This is a genomic window from Actinospineispora acaciae DSM 45401 (genome assembly GCF_000620785.1).
Lineage (GTDB): Bacteria > Actinomycetota > Actinomycetes > Mycobacteriales > Pseudonocardiaceae > Pseudonocardia > Pseudonocardia acaciae.
Genome location: NZ_JIAI01000006.1, coordinates 200,445 through 216,158, shown reverse-complemented (window position 1 = coordinate 216,158; position 15,714 = coordinate 200,445). Strand labels below are relative to the sequence as shown.

Annotated in this window: 14 protein-coding genes and 2 tRNA genes; 7 read left to right on the top strand and 9 right to left on the bottom strand. The window is 72.4% G+C overall.

Annotated features, from left to right (window positions below; all coding sequences use genetic code 11):
• Positions 1-4: 4 nt before the first annotated feature.
• The gene (locus N912_RS0126605) at positions 5-895 is read left to right on the top strand and encodes a DMT family transporter (protein WP_211261405.1); all 891 of its coding nucleotides are present in this window, start codon (positions 5-7) and stop codon (positions 893-895) included.
• On the opposite strand, the gene N912_RS0126600 is transcribed toward N912_RS0126605, so the two are convergent.
• Both N912_RS0126600 and N912_RS54795 read right to left on the bottom strand, forming a co-directional pair.
• Positions 870-1,895 (bottom strand): NAD(P)H-dependent glycerol-3-phosphate dehydrogenase, encoded by a 1,026-nt coding sequence (locus tag N912_RS0126600; RefSeq protein ID WP_028924787.1) that lies wholly within the window; start codon positions 1,893-1,895, stop codon positions 870-872. The two genes, N912_RS0126605 and N912_RS0126600, sit on opposite strands and share 26 nt — an antisense overlap.
• Positions 1,892-2,641, bottom strand: a complete 750-nt coding sequence (locus N912_RS54795; protein WP_051580832.1) for a lysophospholipid acyltransferase family protein — start codon at positions 2,639-2,641, stop codon at positions 1,892-1,894. The genes N912_RS0126600 and N912_RS54795 overlap by 4 nt, the downstream gene beginning before the upstream one ends.
• Positions 2,642-2,774: 133 nt before the next feature.
• Here N912_RS54795 and cofC point away from each other — a divergent pair, with 133 nt between their 5' ends.
• From cofC to N912_RS0126580, 3 genes are all read left to right on the top strand, one after another.
• Complete coding sequence (cofC, locus tag N912_RS54790) at positions 2,775-3,494, top strand: 2-phospho-L-lactate guanylyltransferase (RefSeq protein WP_051580831.1); 720 nt, start codon at positions 2,775-2,777, stop codon at positions 3,492-3,494.
• A 299-nt stretch (positions 3,495-3,793) separates the two neighbouring features.
• Entirely contained in the window at positions 3,794-5,998 is a 2,205-nt protein-coding gene (locus N912_RS54785) for an RNA degradosome polyphosphate kinase (protein ID WP_051580830.1), read from the top strand.
• A complete protein-coding gene (locus N912_RS0126580; RefSeq protein WP_037066678.1) occupies positions 5,995-6,861 on the top strand; it encodes an NUDIX hydrolase in 867 nt (288 codons plus the stop codon). The genes N912_RS54785 and N912_RS0126580 overlap by 4 nt, the downstream gene beginning before the upstream one ends.
• 97 nt (positions 6,862-6,958) lie before the next feature.
• On the opposite strand, the gene N912_RS66510 is transcribed toward N912_RS0126580, so the two are convergent.
• From N912_RS66510 to leuC, 3 genes are all read right to left on the bottom strand, one after another.
• A complete protein-coding gene (locus N912_RS66510) occupies positions 6,959-7,516 on the bottom strand; it encodes an HU family DNA-binding protein (protein ID WP_064745381.1) in 558 nt (185 codons plus the stop codon).
• Between the two features lie 102 nt (positions 7,517-7,618).
• Entirely contained in the window at positions 7,619-8,230 is a 612-nt protein-coding gene (gene leuD / locus N912_RS0126570; protein WP_028924785.1) for a 3-isopropylmalate dehydratase small subunit, read from the bottom strand.
• Between the two features lie 14 nt (positions 8,231-8,244).
• Positions 8,245-9,657, bottom strand: a complete 1,413-nt coding sequence (leuC, locus tag N912_RS0126565; protein WP_028924784.1) for a 3-isopropylmalate dehydratase large subunit — start codon at positions 9,655-9,657, stop codon at positions 8,245-8,247.
• A gap of 69 nt (positions 9,658-9,726) precedes the next feature.
• Here leuC and N912_RS0126560 point away from each other — a divergent pair, with 69 nt between their 5' ends.
• Positions 9,727-10,428: an IclR family transcriptional regulator gene (locus tag N912_RS0126560; protein WP_051580829.1), complete on the top strand. Its 702-nt coding sequence runs from the start codon at positions 9,727-9,729 to the stop codon at positions 10,426-10,428.
• 185 nt (positions 10,429-10,613) lie between these two features.
• Here the strand turns inward: N912_RS0126560 and N912_RS0126555 are convergent.
• Together N912_RS0126555 and N912_RS0126550 are read right to left on the bottom strand one after the other, a co-directional pair.
• Positions 10,614-10,686: transfer RNA gene (locus N912_RS0126555), tRNA-Glu, on the bottom strand.
• 25 nt (positions 10,687-10,711) lie between these two features.
• Positions 10,712-10,783: transfer RNA gene (locus N912_RS0126550), tRNA-Gln, on the bottom strand.
• Between the two features lie 381 nt (positions 10,784-11,164).
• Between N912_RS0126550 and N912_RS0126545 the strand changes: the two genes are divergently transcribed.
• Positions 11,165-12,403 carry an FAD-dependent oxidoreductase gene (locus tag N912_RS0126545; protein WP_028924782.1) on the top strand — a complete coding sequence of 413 codons (1,239 nt, stop codon included), beginning with the start codon at positions 11,165-11,167 and terminating at the stop codon, positions 12,401-12,403.
• 7 nt (positions 12,404-12,410) lie between these two features.
• Here N912_RS0126545 and cimA read toward each other — a convergent pair whose 3' ends face one another.
• Positions 12,411-14,066: a citramalate synthase gene (gene cimA, locus N912_RS0126540; RefSeq protein ID WP_028924781.1), complete on the bottom strand. Its 1,656-nt coding sequence runs from the start codon at positions 14,064-14,066 to the stop codon at positions 12,411-12,413.
• A 168-nt stretch (positions 14,067-14,234) separates the two neighbouring features.
• On the opposite strand from cimA, the gene N912_RS0126530 reads away from it, so the two are divergent.
• Positions 14,235-14,546 (top strand): EthD family reductase, encoded by a 312-nt coding sequence (locus N912_RS0126530; protein ID WP_028924780.1) that lies wholly within the window; start codon positions 14,235-14,237, stop codon positions 14,544-14,546.
• Between the two features lie 124 nt (positions 14,547-14,670).
• On the opposite strand, the gene N912_RS0126525 is transcribed toward N912_RS0126530, so the two are convergent.
• Positions 14,671-15,714 carry a 3-isopropylmalate dehydrogenase gene (locus N912_RS0126525; protein ID WP_028924779.1) on the bottom strand — a complete coding sequence of 348 codons (1,044 nt, stop codon included), beginning with the start codon at positions 15,712-15,714 and terminating at the stop codon, positions 14,671-14,673.

Below are 15,714 nucleotides of genomic sequence, written 5' to 3'. Positions count from 1 at the left end.
TCGGGTGTTGGCGCTGCTGGTGCTGGTGGCGCTGTGCTGGGGGCTCAACTGGCCCGTCAACAAACTGCTGCTCCGTGACCTGCCGCCGCTGTGGGCGGTCGCCCTGCGCTCCATCGTGGGGACCGTCGCGCTGTTCGTACTGTGTGTCCTGCGCCGCAGGCTGGTGATGCCCAAGCGCGCCGACGTGCCGGTGATCCTCTCGGTCGGCGTACTGCACATGACGATCTTCTCCGCGCTGGTCGGGATCGGCCTGCAGTTCGTCACGGCGGGCCGTTCGATCGTCCTGGCGTACACCACGCCGCTGTGGGTGCTGCCCGCCGCGTACCTGCTGCTCGGCGAACGGGGCGGTTGGCCGAGGGTCGCGGGCGCGCTGGTCGGCCTCACCGGCCTTGTCCTGCTGTTCGACCCCCAGCACTTCGGGTGGCACGACCCGCTCGCGCTCTACGGCAACGCGATGGTGCTGGCCGCCGCGCTGTTCTGGGCGATGAGCATCCTCTACATCCGCGCCCACACCTGGGTGACGCCGCCGTTCGAGCTGACGTTCTGGCAGGCGCTGGTCGCCACGGTCCTGCTCTGCCCGATCGCGTACCTCTTCGAAGGCGCGCCGCCCGCCGTTCCGTCGCGGACCTCGGCGCTGCTGCTCTACGGAGGGGTGCTCGGCATCGCCGTCGCGTACTGGGCCATCACCACCGTCAACCGGGCGGTGCCCTCGTCGACGACGTCGATCGGCCTGCTGCTCGTCCCGGTGTTCGGCCTCGGCTGCGCGTGGCTGCTGCTCGGCGAATCGCCCGACGCGACGCTGCTGATCGCGGCCGCGCTGATCCTCGGCGGCGTCGCGCTCGGCACGGTCGTGCGCGCGCCGAGGACGGTCACTCGGGCTTCGGGGTACGACTGACCAGCGCCTTGGCCATGGCGGCCGCCGAGAAGCCCTCGTGGCAGACCTGGCGCACGCCGTCCGCGATCGGCACGTCCACGCCGTGGCGGGCCGCGAGCTCGCAGATGGCCAGGCAGGACTTGACGCCCTCGGCGACCTGGCCGTGGTTGGCCGCCTCCGCCTCGGCCAGGCTCTCCCCCCGGCCCAGGTGCTCGCCGAACGTGCGGTTGCGCGACAGCCGCGACGAGCAGGTGGCCACCAGGTCGCCCAGCCCGGCGAGGCCGGCGAACGTCAGCGGGTCGGCGCCCAGGCGCACCCCCAGCCGGGACATCTCGGCCAGGCCGCGGGTGATCAGCGACGCCCTGGTGTTGTCGCCCAGGCCCATTCCGGCGGCGATCCCGCAGGCCAGCGCGATGACGTTCTTGCCGGCGCCGCCCAGCTCGGCGCCGAGCAGGTCGGTGTTGGTGTAGACCCGGAAGTACCCGGTGCCGCAGGCCATCTGCATCCCCACCGCCCGGTCGTGGTCGGTGCATGCGACCACGGTGGCGGTGGGCTGCTCCTCGGCGATCTCCCTGGCCAGGTTCGGCCCGGACAGCACGGCGACCCGCTCGATCGGCACCCCGGCCACCTCGGTGACCACCTCGCTCATCCGCTTGAGGCTGCCCAGCTCGACGCCCTTGGCCAGGCTGACCAGCGTCACGTCCGGCGGCAGCGCGGCCCGCCAGCGCTCCAGGTTGGCCCGCAGGGTCTGCGCGGGCACCGCGAGCGCCACCGCGTCCGCCCCGCGCATCGCCTCGGCCGGGTCCACCGTGGCGACCAGCGAGTCCGGCAGCCGCACGCCGGGCAGGTACTCGGGGTTGGCGTGGCGGCGGTTGATCTCCTCGGCGATCTCGGGACGGCGGGCCCACAGCGTCACCTGGCGGCCGGCGTCCACCAGCACCTTGGCGAACGTGGTGCCCCAGGAGCCGGCGCCGAGCACCGCGACCCGGCGCACCGGGGAGGAGGGGACGGGCTCGCTCACGAGGCGGCTTCGCCCTGGTTGCCGCCCTCGGACGAGCCCGACCGCCGGCCCGCCCTGCGGTAGAAGCCCTCCGGGGCCGGCTCGCCGCGCACCTCGGCCAGCAGGTCGCGGACCACGCCCATGAGGTGGTCGGTCACCTCGCGCAGCAGCGCCGCATCCACCGGCCGGTCCCGGTAGGCGGACATGTCGATCGGCTCGCCGCAGCGCACCACGATCTCCTTGCGCGGCAGCGGGCGGAGCTTTTTGTTGTAGTGGTCGTACACGTCCAGCGTGCCCCAGTGCACCATCGGGATCACCGGCACCTCGCTGGACAGCGCCAGCCGGGCCACCCCGGTCCGCGAGTGCATCGGCCAGCCGGCCGGGTCGCGGGTGATCGTGCCCTCCGGGTAGATGATCACGGCCTTGCCGTCGACCAGGGCCTGGGTGGCCGCGCTGAGGCTGTGCTGGGCCTCCATCGACTCGCGGTACACGGGTATCTGCCCGCTGCCGGCCATGATCTTGCCGAAGACCGGGATCTTCCACAGGCTGTGCTTGGCCAGGAACCGGGGCACCCGCCGGCCCCGGTGCACGAACACCGCCGTGTACACCGGGTCGAGGTACGAGATGTGGTTGGCCACGATCAGCGCCGGCCCCGATCGCGGAATCCGGTCCAGCCCCTCCACCCGCCAGCGACCGAGCAGCCACGTCAGCGGGTAGAACACCACCGCCGTCAACCCGACCCAGAAGCCGCCCTTCTCCCGACTCACCCTGCCGTCCTCCTCGATCGCCTCGTCGAACCCCGGTCGTGAGTCTCTACCGCCCGCCCGCCGGCGGTCCAGCGACCCCGTGCACGGATCTCCTCGGCGGAGTACCCGCGCCGGCGGGTGTAACCATGGATGGGTGCCCGAGGTGGATCTCCTGGTGCCCGTCAAGTCGCTGTCCCAGGCCAAGACGCGCCTGCGCGGCGCCGCCGACGACGGGTTGGCCGACCTGGCCGCGCACGCCCGGCTGGCGATGGCGCTGATCAGGGACACGGTGGCGGCGGCCCGCGCGGCCGGCGGCGTGCACCAGGTGCTGGCGGTCACCTCGGACCCGGAGGTCACCGCCGTGCTCACCGCCGACGGCGTCCCGGTGCTGCCCGACCGCCCGGAGCGCGGCCTCAACGCCGCGCTGGCCTACGGCGCCGAGGTGCTGCGCGCGCGCCGGCCCGCGCGTCCCATCGGGGCGCTGCAGGCGGACCTGCCGGCGCTGCGCCCGGCCGAGCTGGCCGCCGCGCTGGCCGCCGCCCAGCTCGCTTTCGAGACAGGCGTCGCGCACCGGGCGTTCGTCGCCGACGCGCCGGGCGACGGCACCACGCTGCTGCTCTGCGCGCCGAACCGCCCGCTCGACCCCCGGTTCGGCCCCGGCTCGGCGCGGGCGCACGAACGCTCCGGCGCGCTGCGGCTGGCCGGCGAGTGGCCGGGCCTGCGCCGCGACGTGGACACCCCGGACGATCTCCGACAGGCCGTCGAGCTGGGGCTCGGCCCGGCGACAGCGGCCGCCCTGAGCCCGACTTTTCCGGCCGCCGCCGCGTCCGTCCGGCTGGAATACCCGTCGGACGGCGCAGCGGATGCTCACTGAGTGACACCGTAACCGCGCCGATCGGGTGACCCGTCAGGCGATCGTGACCTCCTGTTCACCTATTCCCCGCCCGCACGGGGGACCATCTACGGCCGTTCTCGGGTGAGAATGTCTGGGTGGCTTCCGAGGGACAGAACGGCCGGCAGGGAAATCGCACCAACCGCCGCACCGCGCCGAAGCCCCGGTCGGCTCCCGGACCTCGCGGCTCCGGGCGCGGCGCAACCGCCCGACGATCGTCCGTCACGACCCAGCAAGCCACCCGGGAAACCACCCCGGAAGAGGTCACCCAGGTCGAACCGATGGACCCGGTGACCGACCTCCCGTCCGCCCCGGCCCGGCTCTCGGCGCGCCGGCCGGCCCCCCGCCCCGCCGTGCCGCCGCAGTCAGCGCCGGCCGCGCCGCCCGCCCCCACCCCCGCCGAGGCGCCCACCGACCTGCCCGACGACCGCTACCTCAACCGGGAGCTGTCCTGGCTGGACTTCAACGCCCGGGTGCTCGCGCTCGCCGAGGACACCAGCCAGCCGCTGCTGGAGCGGGCCAAGTTCCTGGCCATCTTCGCGTCCAACCTGGACGAGTTCTTCATGGTCAGGGTGGCCGGGCTCAAGCGCCGCGACGAGACGGGCCTGACCGTGCGCTCCGCCGACGGCCTGACCCCGCGCGAGCAGCTGGCCCGCATCTCCGAGCGCAGCCAGGCGCTGGCCGAGCGGCACGCCCGGGTCTTCCAGGACTCCGTGCAGCCCGAGCTGGCCGAGCGCGGCCTGCGCATCCTGCACTGGGACGACCTCACCCAGGGCCAGCGCGACAAGCTCTCGGAGTACTTCTTCGAGCAGGTGTTCCCGGTGCTCACCCCGCTCGCGGTGGACCCGGCGCACCCGTTCCCGTACATCTCCGGCCTGTCGCTGAACCTGGCGGTGACCGTCCGCGACCCGCACTCGCACACCGAGCGGTTCGCCAGGGTCAAGGTGCCGAACAATGTGCCCCGGCTGGTGCCCGTGGAGTCCGACCGGGACGGCCCGCCCGGCGCCGAGGTGGTGTTCCTGCCGGTGGAGGACCTGATCGCCGCGCACCTGGGCGAGCTGTTCACCGGCATGGAGGTCACCGAGCACCACGCCTTCCGGGTCACCCGCAACGCCGACCTGGACGTCGAGGAGGACCGCGACGAGGACCTGCTGCAGGCCCTGGAGCGCGAGCTTGCCCGCCGCCGGTTCGGACCGCCGGTGCGCCTGGAGATCACCGACTCGATGAGCGAGCACGTGCTGGAGCTGCTGCTGCGCGAGCTGGACGTGGACCCGCACGACGTCATGGTGGTCCCCGGCATGCTGGACCTGACCATGCTCTGGCGGGTCTACGGCGTGGACCGCCCGGAGCTGAAGGACCCGCCGTTCGTGCCGGACACCCACCCGGCGTTCGCCGAGGGCGAGACGCCGCGCAGCGTGTTCGCCACCCTGCGCCAGGGCGACGTGCTGGTGCACCACCCGTACGACTCGTTCTCCACCAGCGTGCAGCGGTTCATCGAGCAGGCCGCCGCCGACCCGCAGGTGCTGGCCATCAAGCAGACCCTCTACCGCACCTCCGGCGACTCGCCGATCGTGGACGCGCTGGTCAGCGCCGCCGAGGCGGGCAAGCAGGTGGTCGCGCTGGTCGAGCTGAAGGCCCGGTTCGACGAGAAGGCCAACATCCGCTGGGCGCGCGAGCTGGAGAAGGCGGGCGTGCACGTGGTGTACGGGCTGATCGGGCTCAAGACGCACTGCAAGACGTCGTTGGTGGTGCGCCAGGAGGGCTCGCGGATCCGGCGCTACTGCCACGTCGGCACCGGCAACTACAACCCTAAGACCGCCCGGCTCTACGAGGACCTCGGCGTGCTCACCTCCGACCCGGTGGTGGGCGCTGACGTGGCCGACCTGTTCAACTCGCTGACCGGCTACGCCCGGCAGAGCCGCTACCGCACCCTGCTGGTCGCCCCGTACGGGGTGCGCCGGGGGCTGGTGCAGCGCATCGAGGACGAGATCGCGCATCATCGGGCGGGCCGGCGCGCCGGCATCCGGTTCAAGATGAACTCGATAGTCGACGAGCAGGTGATCGACGCGCTGTACCGGGCGTCGCAGGCCGGGGTGCCGGTCGAGATCGTGGTCAGGGGCATCTGCGCGCTGACCCCAGGCCGCCCGGGGCTGAGCGAGAACATCCACGTCCGGTCGATCCTGGGCCGCTTCCTGGAGCATTCGCGGATCTACCACTTCGAGGGCGCCGACGAGTACTGGATCGGCAGCGCGGACATCATGCACCGCAACCTGGACCGTCGGGTGGAGGTCCTGCTGCGGGTCAACCCGGCGCTGACCGACCAGCTCGACGCCCTGCTGTCCTCCGCGCTGGACCCGACCACCCGGTGCTGGGTGCTCGGGCCGGACAGCGTCTGGTCGCCCTCGCCGGCGCCGGACAGCGTCACCGGCCCGGTCCGCGACCACCAGACCGAGTCCACCCGCCGCCGTACCGTCGCCGCTGAATGAACGACCAACCGGATGTGGTCGCCGCCGGGGCCGTGCTCTGGCGGCCCGACACCGCCGACGACACCGAGATCGCGGTGGTGCACCGCCCGCGCTACGACGACTGGTCGCTGCCGAAGGGCAAGCTCAACCCGGGCGAGTCGGTGCCGGCGGCCGCCGTGCGCGAGGTCGCCGAGGAGACCGGCTACCCGGCCGTGCTCGGCGTCGGGCTGGGTGAGAGCCACTACCGGGTGGAGCAGGGCGAGAAGGTGGTGCACTACTGGTGCGCGCGCGCCGGCGAGGGCGCCTTCGCCGCGAACGACGAGGTCGACGAGCTGCGCTGGCTGCCCCCGGCCGCCGCCGCCGAGCTGCTCAGCTACCGCCGCGACCTCGAGGTGCTGGACCGCTACCGCCGGCTCGGTGACCGCCCGCCCGCGCCGCTGCTGCTGGTGCGCCACGCCAAGGCCGGCAGCCGCCACGACTGGACCGGCGACGACGACCTGCGCCCGCTCTCCGACAAGGGCAGGGCACAGTCCGAGCAGCTCGCCGCGTTCCTACGCCTGTTCGGCCCGACCACGGCCTACGCCGCGCCCCCCATCCGCTGCCCGGACAGCATCCGCCCGCTGGGCCTGCCCATCACCACCGAGCCCCTCCTGGGCGAACAGGACTACTGGCGCAACCCCGCCGCCGGCCTAGCCCGTTTCCAGGAGATCGCCGCCACCGACGGCGTCCCCGTGATCTGCAGCCAGGGCGGCGTCATCCCCGACCTGATCCGCACCCTGACCACCCACCAAAACCCGCCCGCCCGCAAAGCCAGCACCTGGATCCTGGGCCGAGTCCGCGCCAAAGTCACCACCGCCGACTACTACCCCGACCCCGCCGCCTAACCCGCGCCCGCCCGTACACCCGCCCGCGAGTCGGGGATTTTGTCAGGGTGAGTCGGGATTTTTGTCAGGCAAGTTCGGCTCCAGCGGCCGGCCGGGCCTACTTCTTGCCCTTCTTCTTCCCGCCCTTGCCGTCCTTGCCGGCGGCGGCCTTGGCGCTCTTGCCGCCCTTCGCGCCGTCCTTGCCCGCCTTGCCGTCCTTGCTGGCCTTGGCCGCCTTGCCCTTGCCACCCGCCTTGGCCGGCTTCTCCGCGACCGCCACCGACGACGACGCCTTGCTCACCTCACCGTCCCCTGCCGACCCCGCGCTCGCCGGCACCGGCCGGCTGCGCGGACGGCTCACCGAACGGGCCGACCGGACAGGGCCATCGCCCAGGTCGCGGGCACCGCTGACCACGTCCCGGAACATCGCCCCCGGCCGGAACGCGGGCACGGTCGCCGCCGGTACCTGGATGACCTGGCCGGTGCGCGGGTTGCGGCCGGAGCGGGCGGCGCGCTGCCGGCTCTCGAACACGCCGAAGCCGGTCAGTGACACGGAGTCACCGGCCTGCACCGTCCGCACGATCACATCGAGCAGGCCGTCCACCGCGGCGGTGGCCGTCCTGCGGTCTCCGTCCAGGTGCTCGGCGAGCGCCGTGACCAGCTCAGCCTTGTTCACCGTGTGCCCCTTCCCGCGTCCCCGGCCCCGGCCGGGCCATGGGAGATCACGCCCACCGTAGACGTTCTGGCTGGTCAGGCGCTAGCACGTGACACAGTGAGATCACCCGGACGTGCCGGACACCTCGACGACCGTGCGCGGCAGCCGGCTCGGGCGGGCCGCTTCGAACGCGTCGATGTCCGCGACATTACGCAGCGTGAGGCCGATGTCGTCCAGCCCTTCCAGCAGCCGCCAGCGGGTGTACTCGTCGACCTCGAACGCGACGGTCAGGTCCTTGGCCTTGATCGTCTTCTCGGTGAGGTCGACGGTCACCTCGGTGCCCGGCTCGTTCTCCAGCAGCTTCCACAGCAGCTCGACGTCGTCCTGCGCGCACTGCGCGGTGAGCAGGCCGCCCTTGCCGGAGTTGCCCCGGAAGATGTCGCCGAACCGGGACGAGATGACCACCCGGAACCCGTAGTCCATCAGCGCCCAGACGGCGTGCTCGCGGGACGAGCCGGTGCCGAAGTCCGGCCCGGCGACCAGCACGGAGCCCCGGGAGAACGGCTCGGTGTTGAGGACGAAGGTCTCGTCCTGGCGCCACGCGGCGAACAGCCCGTCCTCGAACCCGGTGCGGCTCACCCGCTTGAGGTAGGACGCCGGGATGATCTGATCGGTGTCCACGTTGGACCGGCGCAGCGGTACGCCGATGCCGGTGTGGGTACGAAACGGCTCCATGGTCTCGGCTCCTCTCAGCCCAGGTCTTCCGGCGAGGACAGCGTGCCGCGCACGGCGGTGGCGGCGGCCACCAGCGGCGACACCAGGTGGGTGCGGCCGCCACGGCCCTGGCGGCCCTCGAAGTTGCGGTTGGAGGTGGACGCGCTGCGCTCGCCGGGTGCGAGCTGGTCGGGGTTCATGCCCAGGCACATCGAGCAGCCGGCCGAGCGCCACTCCGCGCCGGCGGCGGTGAACACCGCGTCCAGGCCCTCCTCCTCGGCCTGGAACCGCACCCGCATCGAACCGGGCACGACCAGCATGCGCACGCCGTCCGCGACCTGCCGGCCCCTGATCACCTCGGCGGCCGCGCGCAGGTCCTCGATCCGGCCGTTCGTGCACGAACCCACGAACACCGTGTCCACGCTGACCTCTCGCAGCGGCGTCCCGGCCTCCAGCCCCATGTAGGCCAGCGCCTTCTCCGCGGCGATCCGCTCGTTCTCGTCGGCGATGGCCTGGGGGTCCGGGATGCTGGCCGCCAGCGGCAGCCCCTGGCCGGGGTTGGTCCCCCAGGTCACGAACGGGGTGAGCGCGTCGGCGTCGATGTCCACCTCGGCGTCGAAGGTGGCGTCGTCATCGGTGCGCAGCTCGCGCCAGTCGGCCACCGCGCTGTCCCAGTCTGCGCCGGACGGGGCGTGGTCGCGCCCGGCCAGGTAGTCGAAGGTGACCTGGTCCGGCGCGATCATGCCGGCGCGGGCGCCCGCCTCGATCGACATGTTGCAGATCGTCATCCTGGCCTCCATGGAGAGGTTCTCGATGACGTTGCCCCGGTACTCCAGCACGTAGCCCTGCCCGCCGCCGGTGCCGATCTGGGCGATGATCGCGAGCACGACGTCCTTGCTGGTCACGCCGGGCCGCAACCGCCCGTCCTTGCTGTTGACGTTGATCGCCATGGTCTTGAAACGTTTCAACGGCAGCGTCTGCGTGGCCAGCACGTGCTCCACCTCGGATGTCCCGATGCCGAACGCCATCGCACCGAACGCCCCGTGCGTCGAGGTATGACTGTCCCCACACACCACGGTCATCCCCGGCTGGGTCAGCCCGAGCTGCGGCCCGACCACGTGCACGATCCCCTGCTCGGCATGGTTCATCGGGTACAGCGGCACCCCGAACTCCGCGCAGTTCTTCCGCAGCGTCTCCACCTGCGTACGCGACACCGGGTCGGCGATCGGAAGCTCGACGTCCTTGGTCGGCACGTTGTGGTCCTCGGTGGCCACCGTGAGATCGGGCCGGCGCACCCCCCGCCCGGCCAGCCGCAGCCCCTCGAACGCCTGCGGACTGGTCACCTCGTGCACCAAATGCAGGTCGATGTAGAGAAGGTCGGGCTCGGCACCCTCCCCGCGACGCACCAGGTGGGCATCCCACACCTTCTCGGCGAGCGTCCTTCCCATCGCTTCCTCCCATCACGCCCTGGCACTCGACACTAGACTTCCCACATCGTGAGAAGCTAATATCGTCTCGTGAGACAGCATAGCGGTATCGGCGTGCTGGACAAGGCCGTCGGGGTCCTCTGGGCCGCGGCGGCCGAACCATGTGGCCTGGCCGAGCTGTGCCAACGCACCGGCCTCCCCCGAGCCACCGCCCACCGCCTGGCAGTAGGCCTGGAAGTACACGGCCTACTCCACCGAGGCGCCGACGGCCGCTGGCGCCCAGGCCCCACCCTCGGCGAGCTGGCCTCCCGCTCCGGCGACCCCCTCCTGGAGGCCGCCGCCGCGGTCCTCCCCCGCCTGCGCGACCTCACCGGCGAAAGCGTGCAGCTCTACCGCCGCGACGGCATGCAGCGTATCTGCGTAGCGGCCTCCGAGCCCGCCAGCGGCCTGCGCGACACGGTCCCCGTCGGCACCCGCCTCCCCATGGGCGCCGGCTCCGGCGCCAAGGTCCTCACCGCCTGGGCCGACCCCGCCACCCAACGCGCAGTCCTCGCCGAGGCCCGCTTCACCGAACGCACCCTCCTGGAGGTCCGCCGCCGAGGCTGGGCCCAAAGCGTCGCCGAACGCGAGTCCGGCGTGGCGAGCGTCTCCGCCCCCGTCCGCAACTCCACCGGCCAGGTGGTCGCCGCCGTCTCCGTCTCCGGCCCGGTAGACCGCATCGGCCGCCGCCCCGGCGCCCGCTGGGCCGCCAACCTCCTGGCCGCCGCCGACGCCCTCCAACACCGCCTCTAACCCACGCCGACCGTCCGCACCCAAAGCGACCACCGCACCGGGGCGACCACCCGTACCCAAGGTGACCACCGCTGGGGGTCCGGGGGCAAAGCCCCCGGCGCGGGGCTTGGGGGCTCGGCCCCCAAAAAACACTCGCGAAAGAGCCCCACCCACCTCACTCGGTGGGTAGGGCTCTCCCAGCTCTGTAGCCCCGACGGGATTTGAACCCGCGCTACCGCCTTGAGAGGGCGGCGTCCTAGGCCGCTAGACGACGGGGCCAGGGATTCGGAATATACCGTATCCGCTGGGGTACCAGGACTCGAACCTAGACTAACTGAACCAGAATCAGTCGTGCTGCCGATTACACCATACCCCAATGACGCGAAGCACCGTCTCCGATGTCCCGTGCCGCGTCAAGATGGTAGCCGACGCGTCCGGCGCGTCACAAACCGCCACCCCCGCCCACGCCGACCCAACCCCGGGCCCGCTCCATCAACCGCCGTGACCAGCACATTCACCAGATCCAAGCCATCCGGACGGCGGAAGCCACGTCGATCACCAGCTCGGCCTGGAACGCGAGACACGAGCCGGCGGCTTCGAGCTTCCCGGGCTACAACCGAATTCACACGATTCCCGGCGATAGGGCGAGAACGGGTGAACCAGGCTGGATGAATTGCGCCCGCGCGACCGCCCGAGCACCATCGCGTGAGATTGCCCACGACCAGACCAGCGTATTCGAGCCGAGCGGAGGAGCCCGATGGACCGGACGGGATGCGCGGTGGTCGGGGGCGGGCCGGCCGGCATGGTGCTCGGACTCCTGCTGGCCAGGGCCGGCATCCCGGTCACCGTCCTGGAGAAGCACGCGGACTTCCTCCGCGACTTCCGGGGCGACACCGTGCACGCCTCGACGCTCACGCTCCTCGACGAGCTCGGCCTCGCCGACGCGTTCGCCACCCTCCCCGCCCGGTTCATCGACCGCGCCACCGTCGACCTGGACGCCGGGTCGGCGACGTTCGAGCTGAGCCACCTCCCCGGCGCGCACCAGCACATCGCCCTGGTGCCGCAGTGGGACTTCCTGGAGATGCTGGCCACCGAGGCGCAGCGGGAGCCGAGCTTCACCCTGCTCCGCAACGCCGAGGTCACCGGCCTGCTCACCGAGCGCGGCCGGGTGACCGGCGTGCGCTACCGCGACCGCACCAACCCACACGAGGAGCACGAACTGGCGGCGAAACTCACGGTGGCCTGCGACGGCCGAGGATCAACCGTCAGGGAAGCGGCCGGGCTGCGGCCGCGCTCGTTCGGGGTGCCGATGGACGTGTACTGGTTCCGACTCCCCCGCCGGGAGGACGACCCGATCGGCGTGGTGGGCAGGTTCTCCACCGGGCACGTCGCCGTGATGCTGGACCGGCGCGACTACTGGCAGTGCGCCTACCTGATCCGCAAGGGCTCGGACGCGAGGATGCGCGCCGCCGGCATCCAGACGCTGCGCGACGAGTTCGCCGGGCTGGTGCCGTGGACGGCGGACCGGCTGGACGCGATCGCCGGCTGGGACGAGGTGAAGCTGCTGGACGTCCGGCTGGACCGGCTGCGCCGCTGGTACGCCGACGGCCTGCTGCTGGTCGGCGACGCCGCGCACGCCATGTCCCCGGTCGGCGGCGTCGGGATCAACCTCGCGGTGGCCGACGCGGTGGCCGCCGCCCGCCTGCTGGCCGGCCCGCTCCGAGCGCGGCAGGAGGTGACCAGGGCCGAGCTGCGGCGGGTTCAGGCGCGCCGATGGTGGCCGACCGCGCTCATCCAGGGCGGCCAGCGGCTGGCCCACCGGTTCGTACTCGGCCGCACCCTCGCCGAGAAGCCTTCCGACCGGCCCACACCGGCCGCCAAGCTGCCCCTCCCGGTCCGGCTGCTGCGGCGGGTGCCCGCGCTGCAGGCGATCCCCGGCTACCTGGTCGCGATCGGCCCGCTGCCCGAACACGCCCCGTCCTGGGCGCGCCGCTGAACCGGCCTCACCGCGCGACGCCGGCCGGAGCCGGTGCCCGGTGCCGCAGCGCCGCGTAGGCCAGCGCGTCCACCAGCGCCAGCCAGGACGCCTCCACCACGTTGCCGTGCACGCCCACGGTGGTCCACGAGCCCGCCCCGTCGGCGGACTCGACGAGCACCCGGGTCACGGCGTCGGTGCCGTGACCCGCACCGTGCCGAGGGTTGAGGATGCGGACCTTGAAGTCGGCCAGCTCGACGTCGTCCAGCCAGGGACAGGACGGGGTCAGCGCCGCCCGCAGCGCCGCGTCCAGGGCGTTGATCGGCCCGTTGCCCTCCTCGGTGGCGATCACCCGCTGCCCCTCGACCATCAGCCGCACGGTCGCCTCGGCGACCACCTGGCCGCCGGCCAGCCGCTCGATGATCACGCGGTAGGACTCGACGGTGAACGGCGCGGCGGCCGGCTCGCCGAGCGCACTGCGCATGACCAGCTCCAGCGACGCGTCGGCGGCCTCGAACGACCAGCCCCGCGCCTCGCGCTCCTTCACGGTGGCGACGACCGAGGACACCGCCGAGGAGTGGCCGGCCAGGTCGAGGCCGAACTCGGCTCCCTTGAGCTCGACGCTCGACCGGCCGGCCATCTCGGTGACCAGCACTCGCTGCCCGTTGCCGACAACCGATGGGTCCATGTGGTTGTACAGCTCCGGGTCGACCTTGATCGCACTCGCGTGCAGGCCCGCCTTGTGAGCGAACGCAGACGCCCCGACATAGGCCTGGTGGGTGTCGGGGGCGATGTTGGCGATCTCCGCCAACGCGTGCGAGGTCCGGGTCAGCTCGGCGAACGCCCCGTCCGGTAGGACGGGCATGTCGAGCTTGCTCACCAGGTTCCCGACCACGGCGAACAGGTCGGCGTTGCCGGCCCGCTCCCCGTAGCCGTTCGCGGTGCACTGTACGTGGCTGGCGCCGGCCTGCACCGCCGCGACACTGTTGGCCACCGCACAGCCGGTGTCGTCCTGGCAGTGGATGCCCAGCCGGAAACCGGTCCGCTCGGCCACCTCGGCGACCACCTCGGCGATCCGCAGCGGCAGCATCCCGCCGTTGGTGTCGCACAGCACCACCACGTCCGCCCCGGCGCCCATCGCCGCGTCCAGCACCCCGAGCGCGGTGTCCGGGTCGAACGCGTAGCCGTCGAAGAAGTGCTCGGCGTCCAGGAACACCCGCCGGCCCTCGGCGCGCAGCAGCGCCACCGTGTCGGCCACCATCGCCCGGTTCTCCGCCACGTCCGTGCGCAGCGCCAGCTCCACGTGCCGGCGGTCCGACTTCGCCACCAGCGTGACCACCGGCGCCTGGGAGTCCAGCAGCGCGCGGACCTGCGGGTCGTCCCCGGCGCGCGTCCCCGCCCTGCGGGTGGAGCCGAACGCGACCAGCGCGGCGTGGCGCAGCTCCAGCTCACCGGCGGCGGCGCGGGCGAAGAACTCGGTGTCCTTGGGCAGCGCGCCGGGCCAGCCGCCCTCGACGAACCCGACGCCCAGCGCGTCCAGGTGCCGGGCCACGGCCAGCTTGTCGGCCACCGAGTAGCTGATCCCCTCCCGCTGCGCCCCGTCGCGCAGGGTGGTGTCGTAGACGTGGAAGTCGTCGCCGAGCGGGGTGCCGGCGGGCGTGGTGCGCGAGTTCGGGCGGGACATCGCTGCTGCTCCTGGGTCGGATCGTGGCTGACAAACAAAAAGACCCCTCGCGGGTGCGAGAGGTCTGCGCGTCGGGCGATGATGCCGCTACCCGACGCGCTCCACGATAATGATCACCTGCTGACGTGCCACGATGATGAGCCTAACACGCACCACGAGGAGGACGACGTGCACCAGCTCACCGTGCTCTACAACCACCCCGAGGACCCGGCCGCGTTCGACAAGCACTACCGCGACGTCCACGCCCCGCTCGCCGCCAAGGCACCCGGCCTCGCCGGCTACACGGTCAACTGGTGCCAGCCCGGCCCCGACGGCAGCAAACCCCCGTACCACGTCATCGCAACCCTCACCTGGGACACCGAGGAGTCGATGAAGGCCGCCCTGCGCAGCCCCGAGTTCAAGGCCGCCGGCGCCGACCTGCCCAACTTCGCCTCCGCCGGCGCCCAGCTCATCTTCGGCCCCACCGACCGCGTGGTCTGACCGCCGTACCCCCCACCCGCGAGTCGGGCGTGTCAGCACACTGAGTCGCGCGTTTCAGCACACTCCTCAGATGTGCTGAAACGCCCGACTCGGTGTGCCAGGACGCCCGACTCGCGGACGGGTTTTAGCCGACGTCGAAGGTGGCGGGGCGGCCGACCAGGGCGGCCAGGCGGTCGCCGATGGACTGGGTGTGGCCGGCGGCGCCGTGGTCGCGGGTGGCCAGGTCGAAGGCGACGGAGGCCTCTACCTTGCGGGCGGCCTCGGAGTTGCCGAGGTGGTCGAGCAGGAGGGCGACGGAGAGGACGGCGGCGGTGGGGTCGGCGATGCCCTGGCCGGCGATGTCCGGGGCGCTGCCGTGCACCGGCTCGAACATGCTCGGGTTGCGCTTGCTGACGTCCAGGTTGCCGCTGGCGGCCAGGCCGATGCCACCGGTGACGGCGGCGGCCAGGTCGGTGAGGATGTCGCCGAACAGGTTGTCGGTGACGATCACGTCGAACCGGCCGGGGTCGGTGACCAGGTGGATGGTGGTCGCGTCCACGTGCTGGTAGGAGACGCCGACCTCCGGGTACTCCAGCGACACCTCCTCCACCAGGCGCGACCACAGGCCGCCGGAGAAGGCCATCACGTTGGTCTTGTGTACGAGCGTGAGGTGCTTGCGCGGGCGCTTGGCGGCGCGGGCGAAGGCGTCCCGCACCACCCGCTCGACGCCGAACGCGGTGTTCACGCTGACCTCGGTGGCGATCTCGTGCGGGGTGTCCTTGCGCAGGTGGCCACCGGTGCCGGCGTACGGGCCCTCGGTGCCTTCCCGGACCACCACCAGGTCGACCTCGGGCGGACTGGCCAGCGGGCTGCGCACGCCCGGGTAGAGCCGCGCCGGGCGCAGGTTCACGTGGTGGTCGAGCTCGAAGCGCAGCCGCAGCAGCAGCCCGCGCTCCAGGATGCCGCTGGGCACCGAGGGGTCGCCCACGGCGCCGAGCAGGATCGCGTCGTGCTCGGCCAGCTCGGTCAGCACCGACTCGGGCAACAGTTCACCGGTCGAGTGCCAGCGGGCGGCGCCGAGGTCGTAGGTGGTCGTCTCGGTGCCCGGAGCCACCTCCCCGAGGACCTTGAGCGCCTCGGCGATGACTTCCGGCCCAATCCCGTCCCCGGGAATCACCGCCAGTCGCAT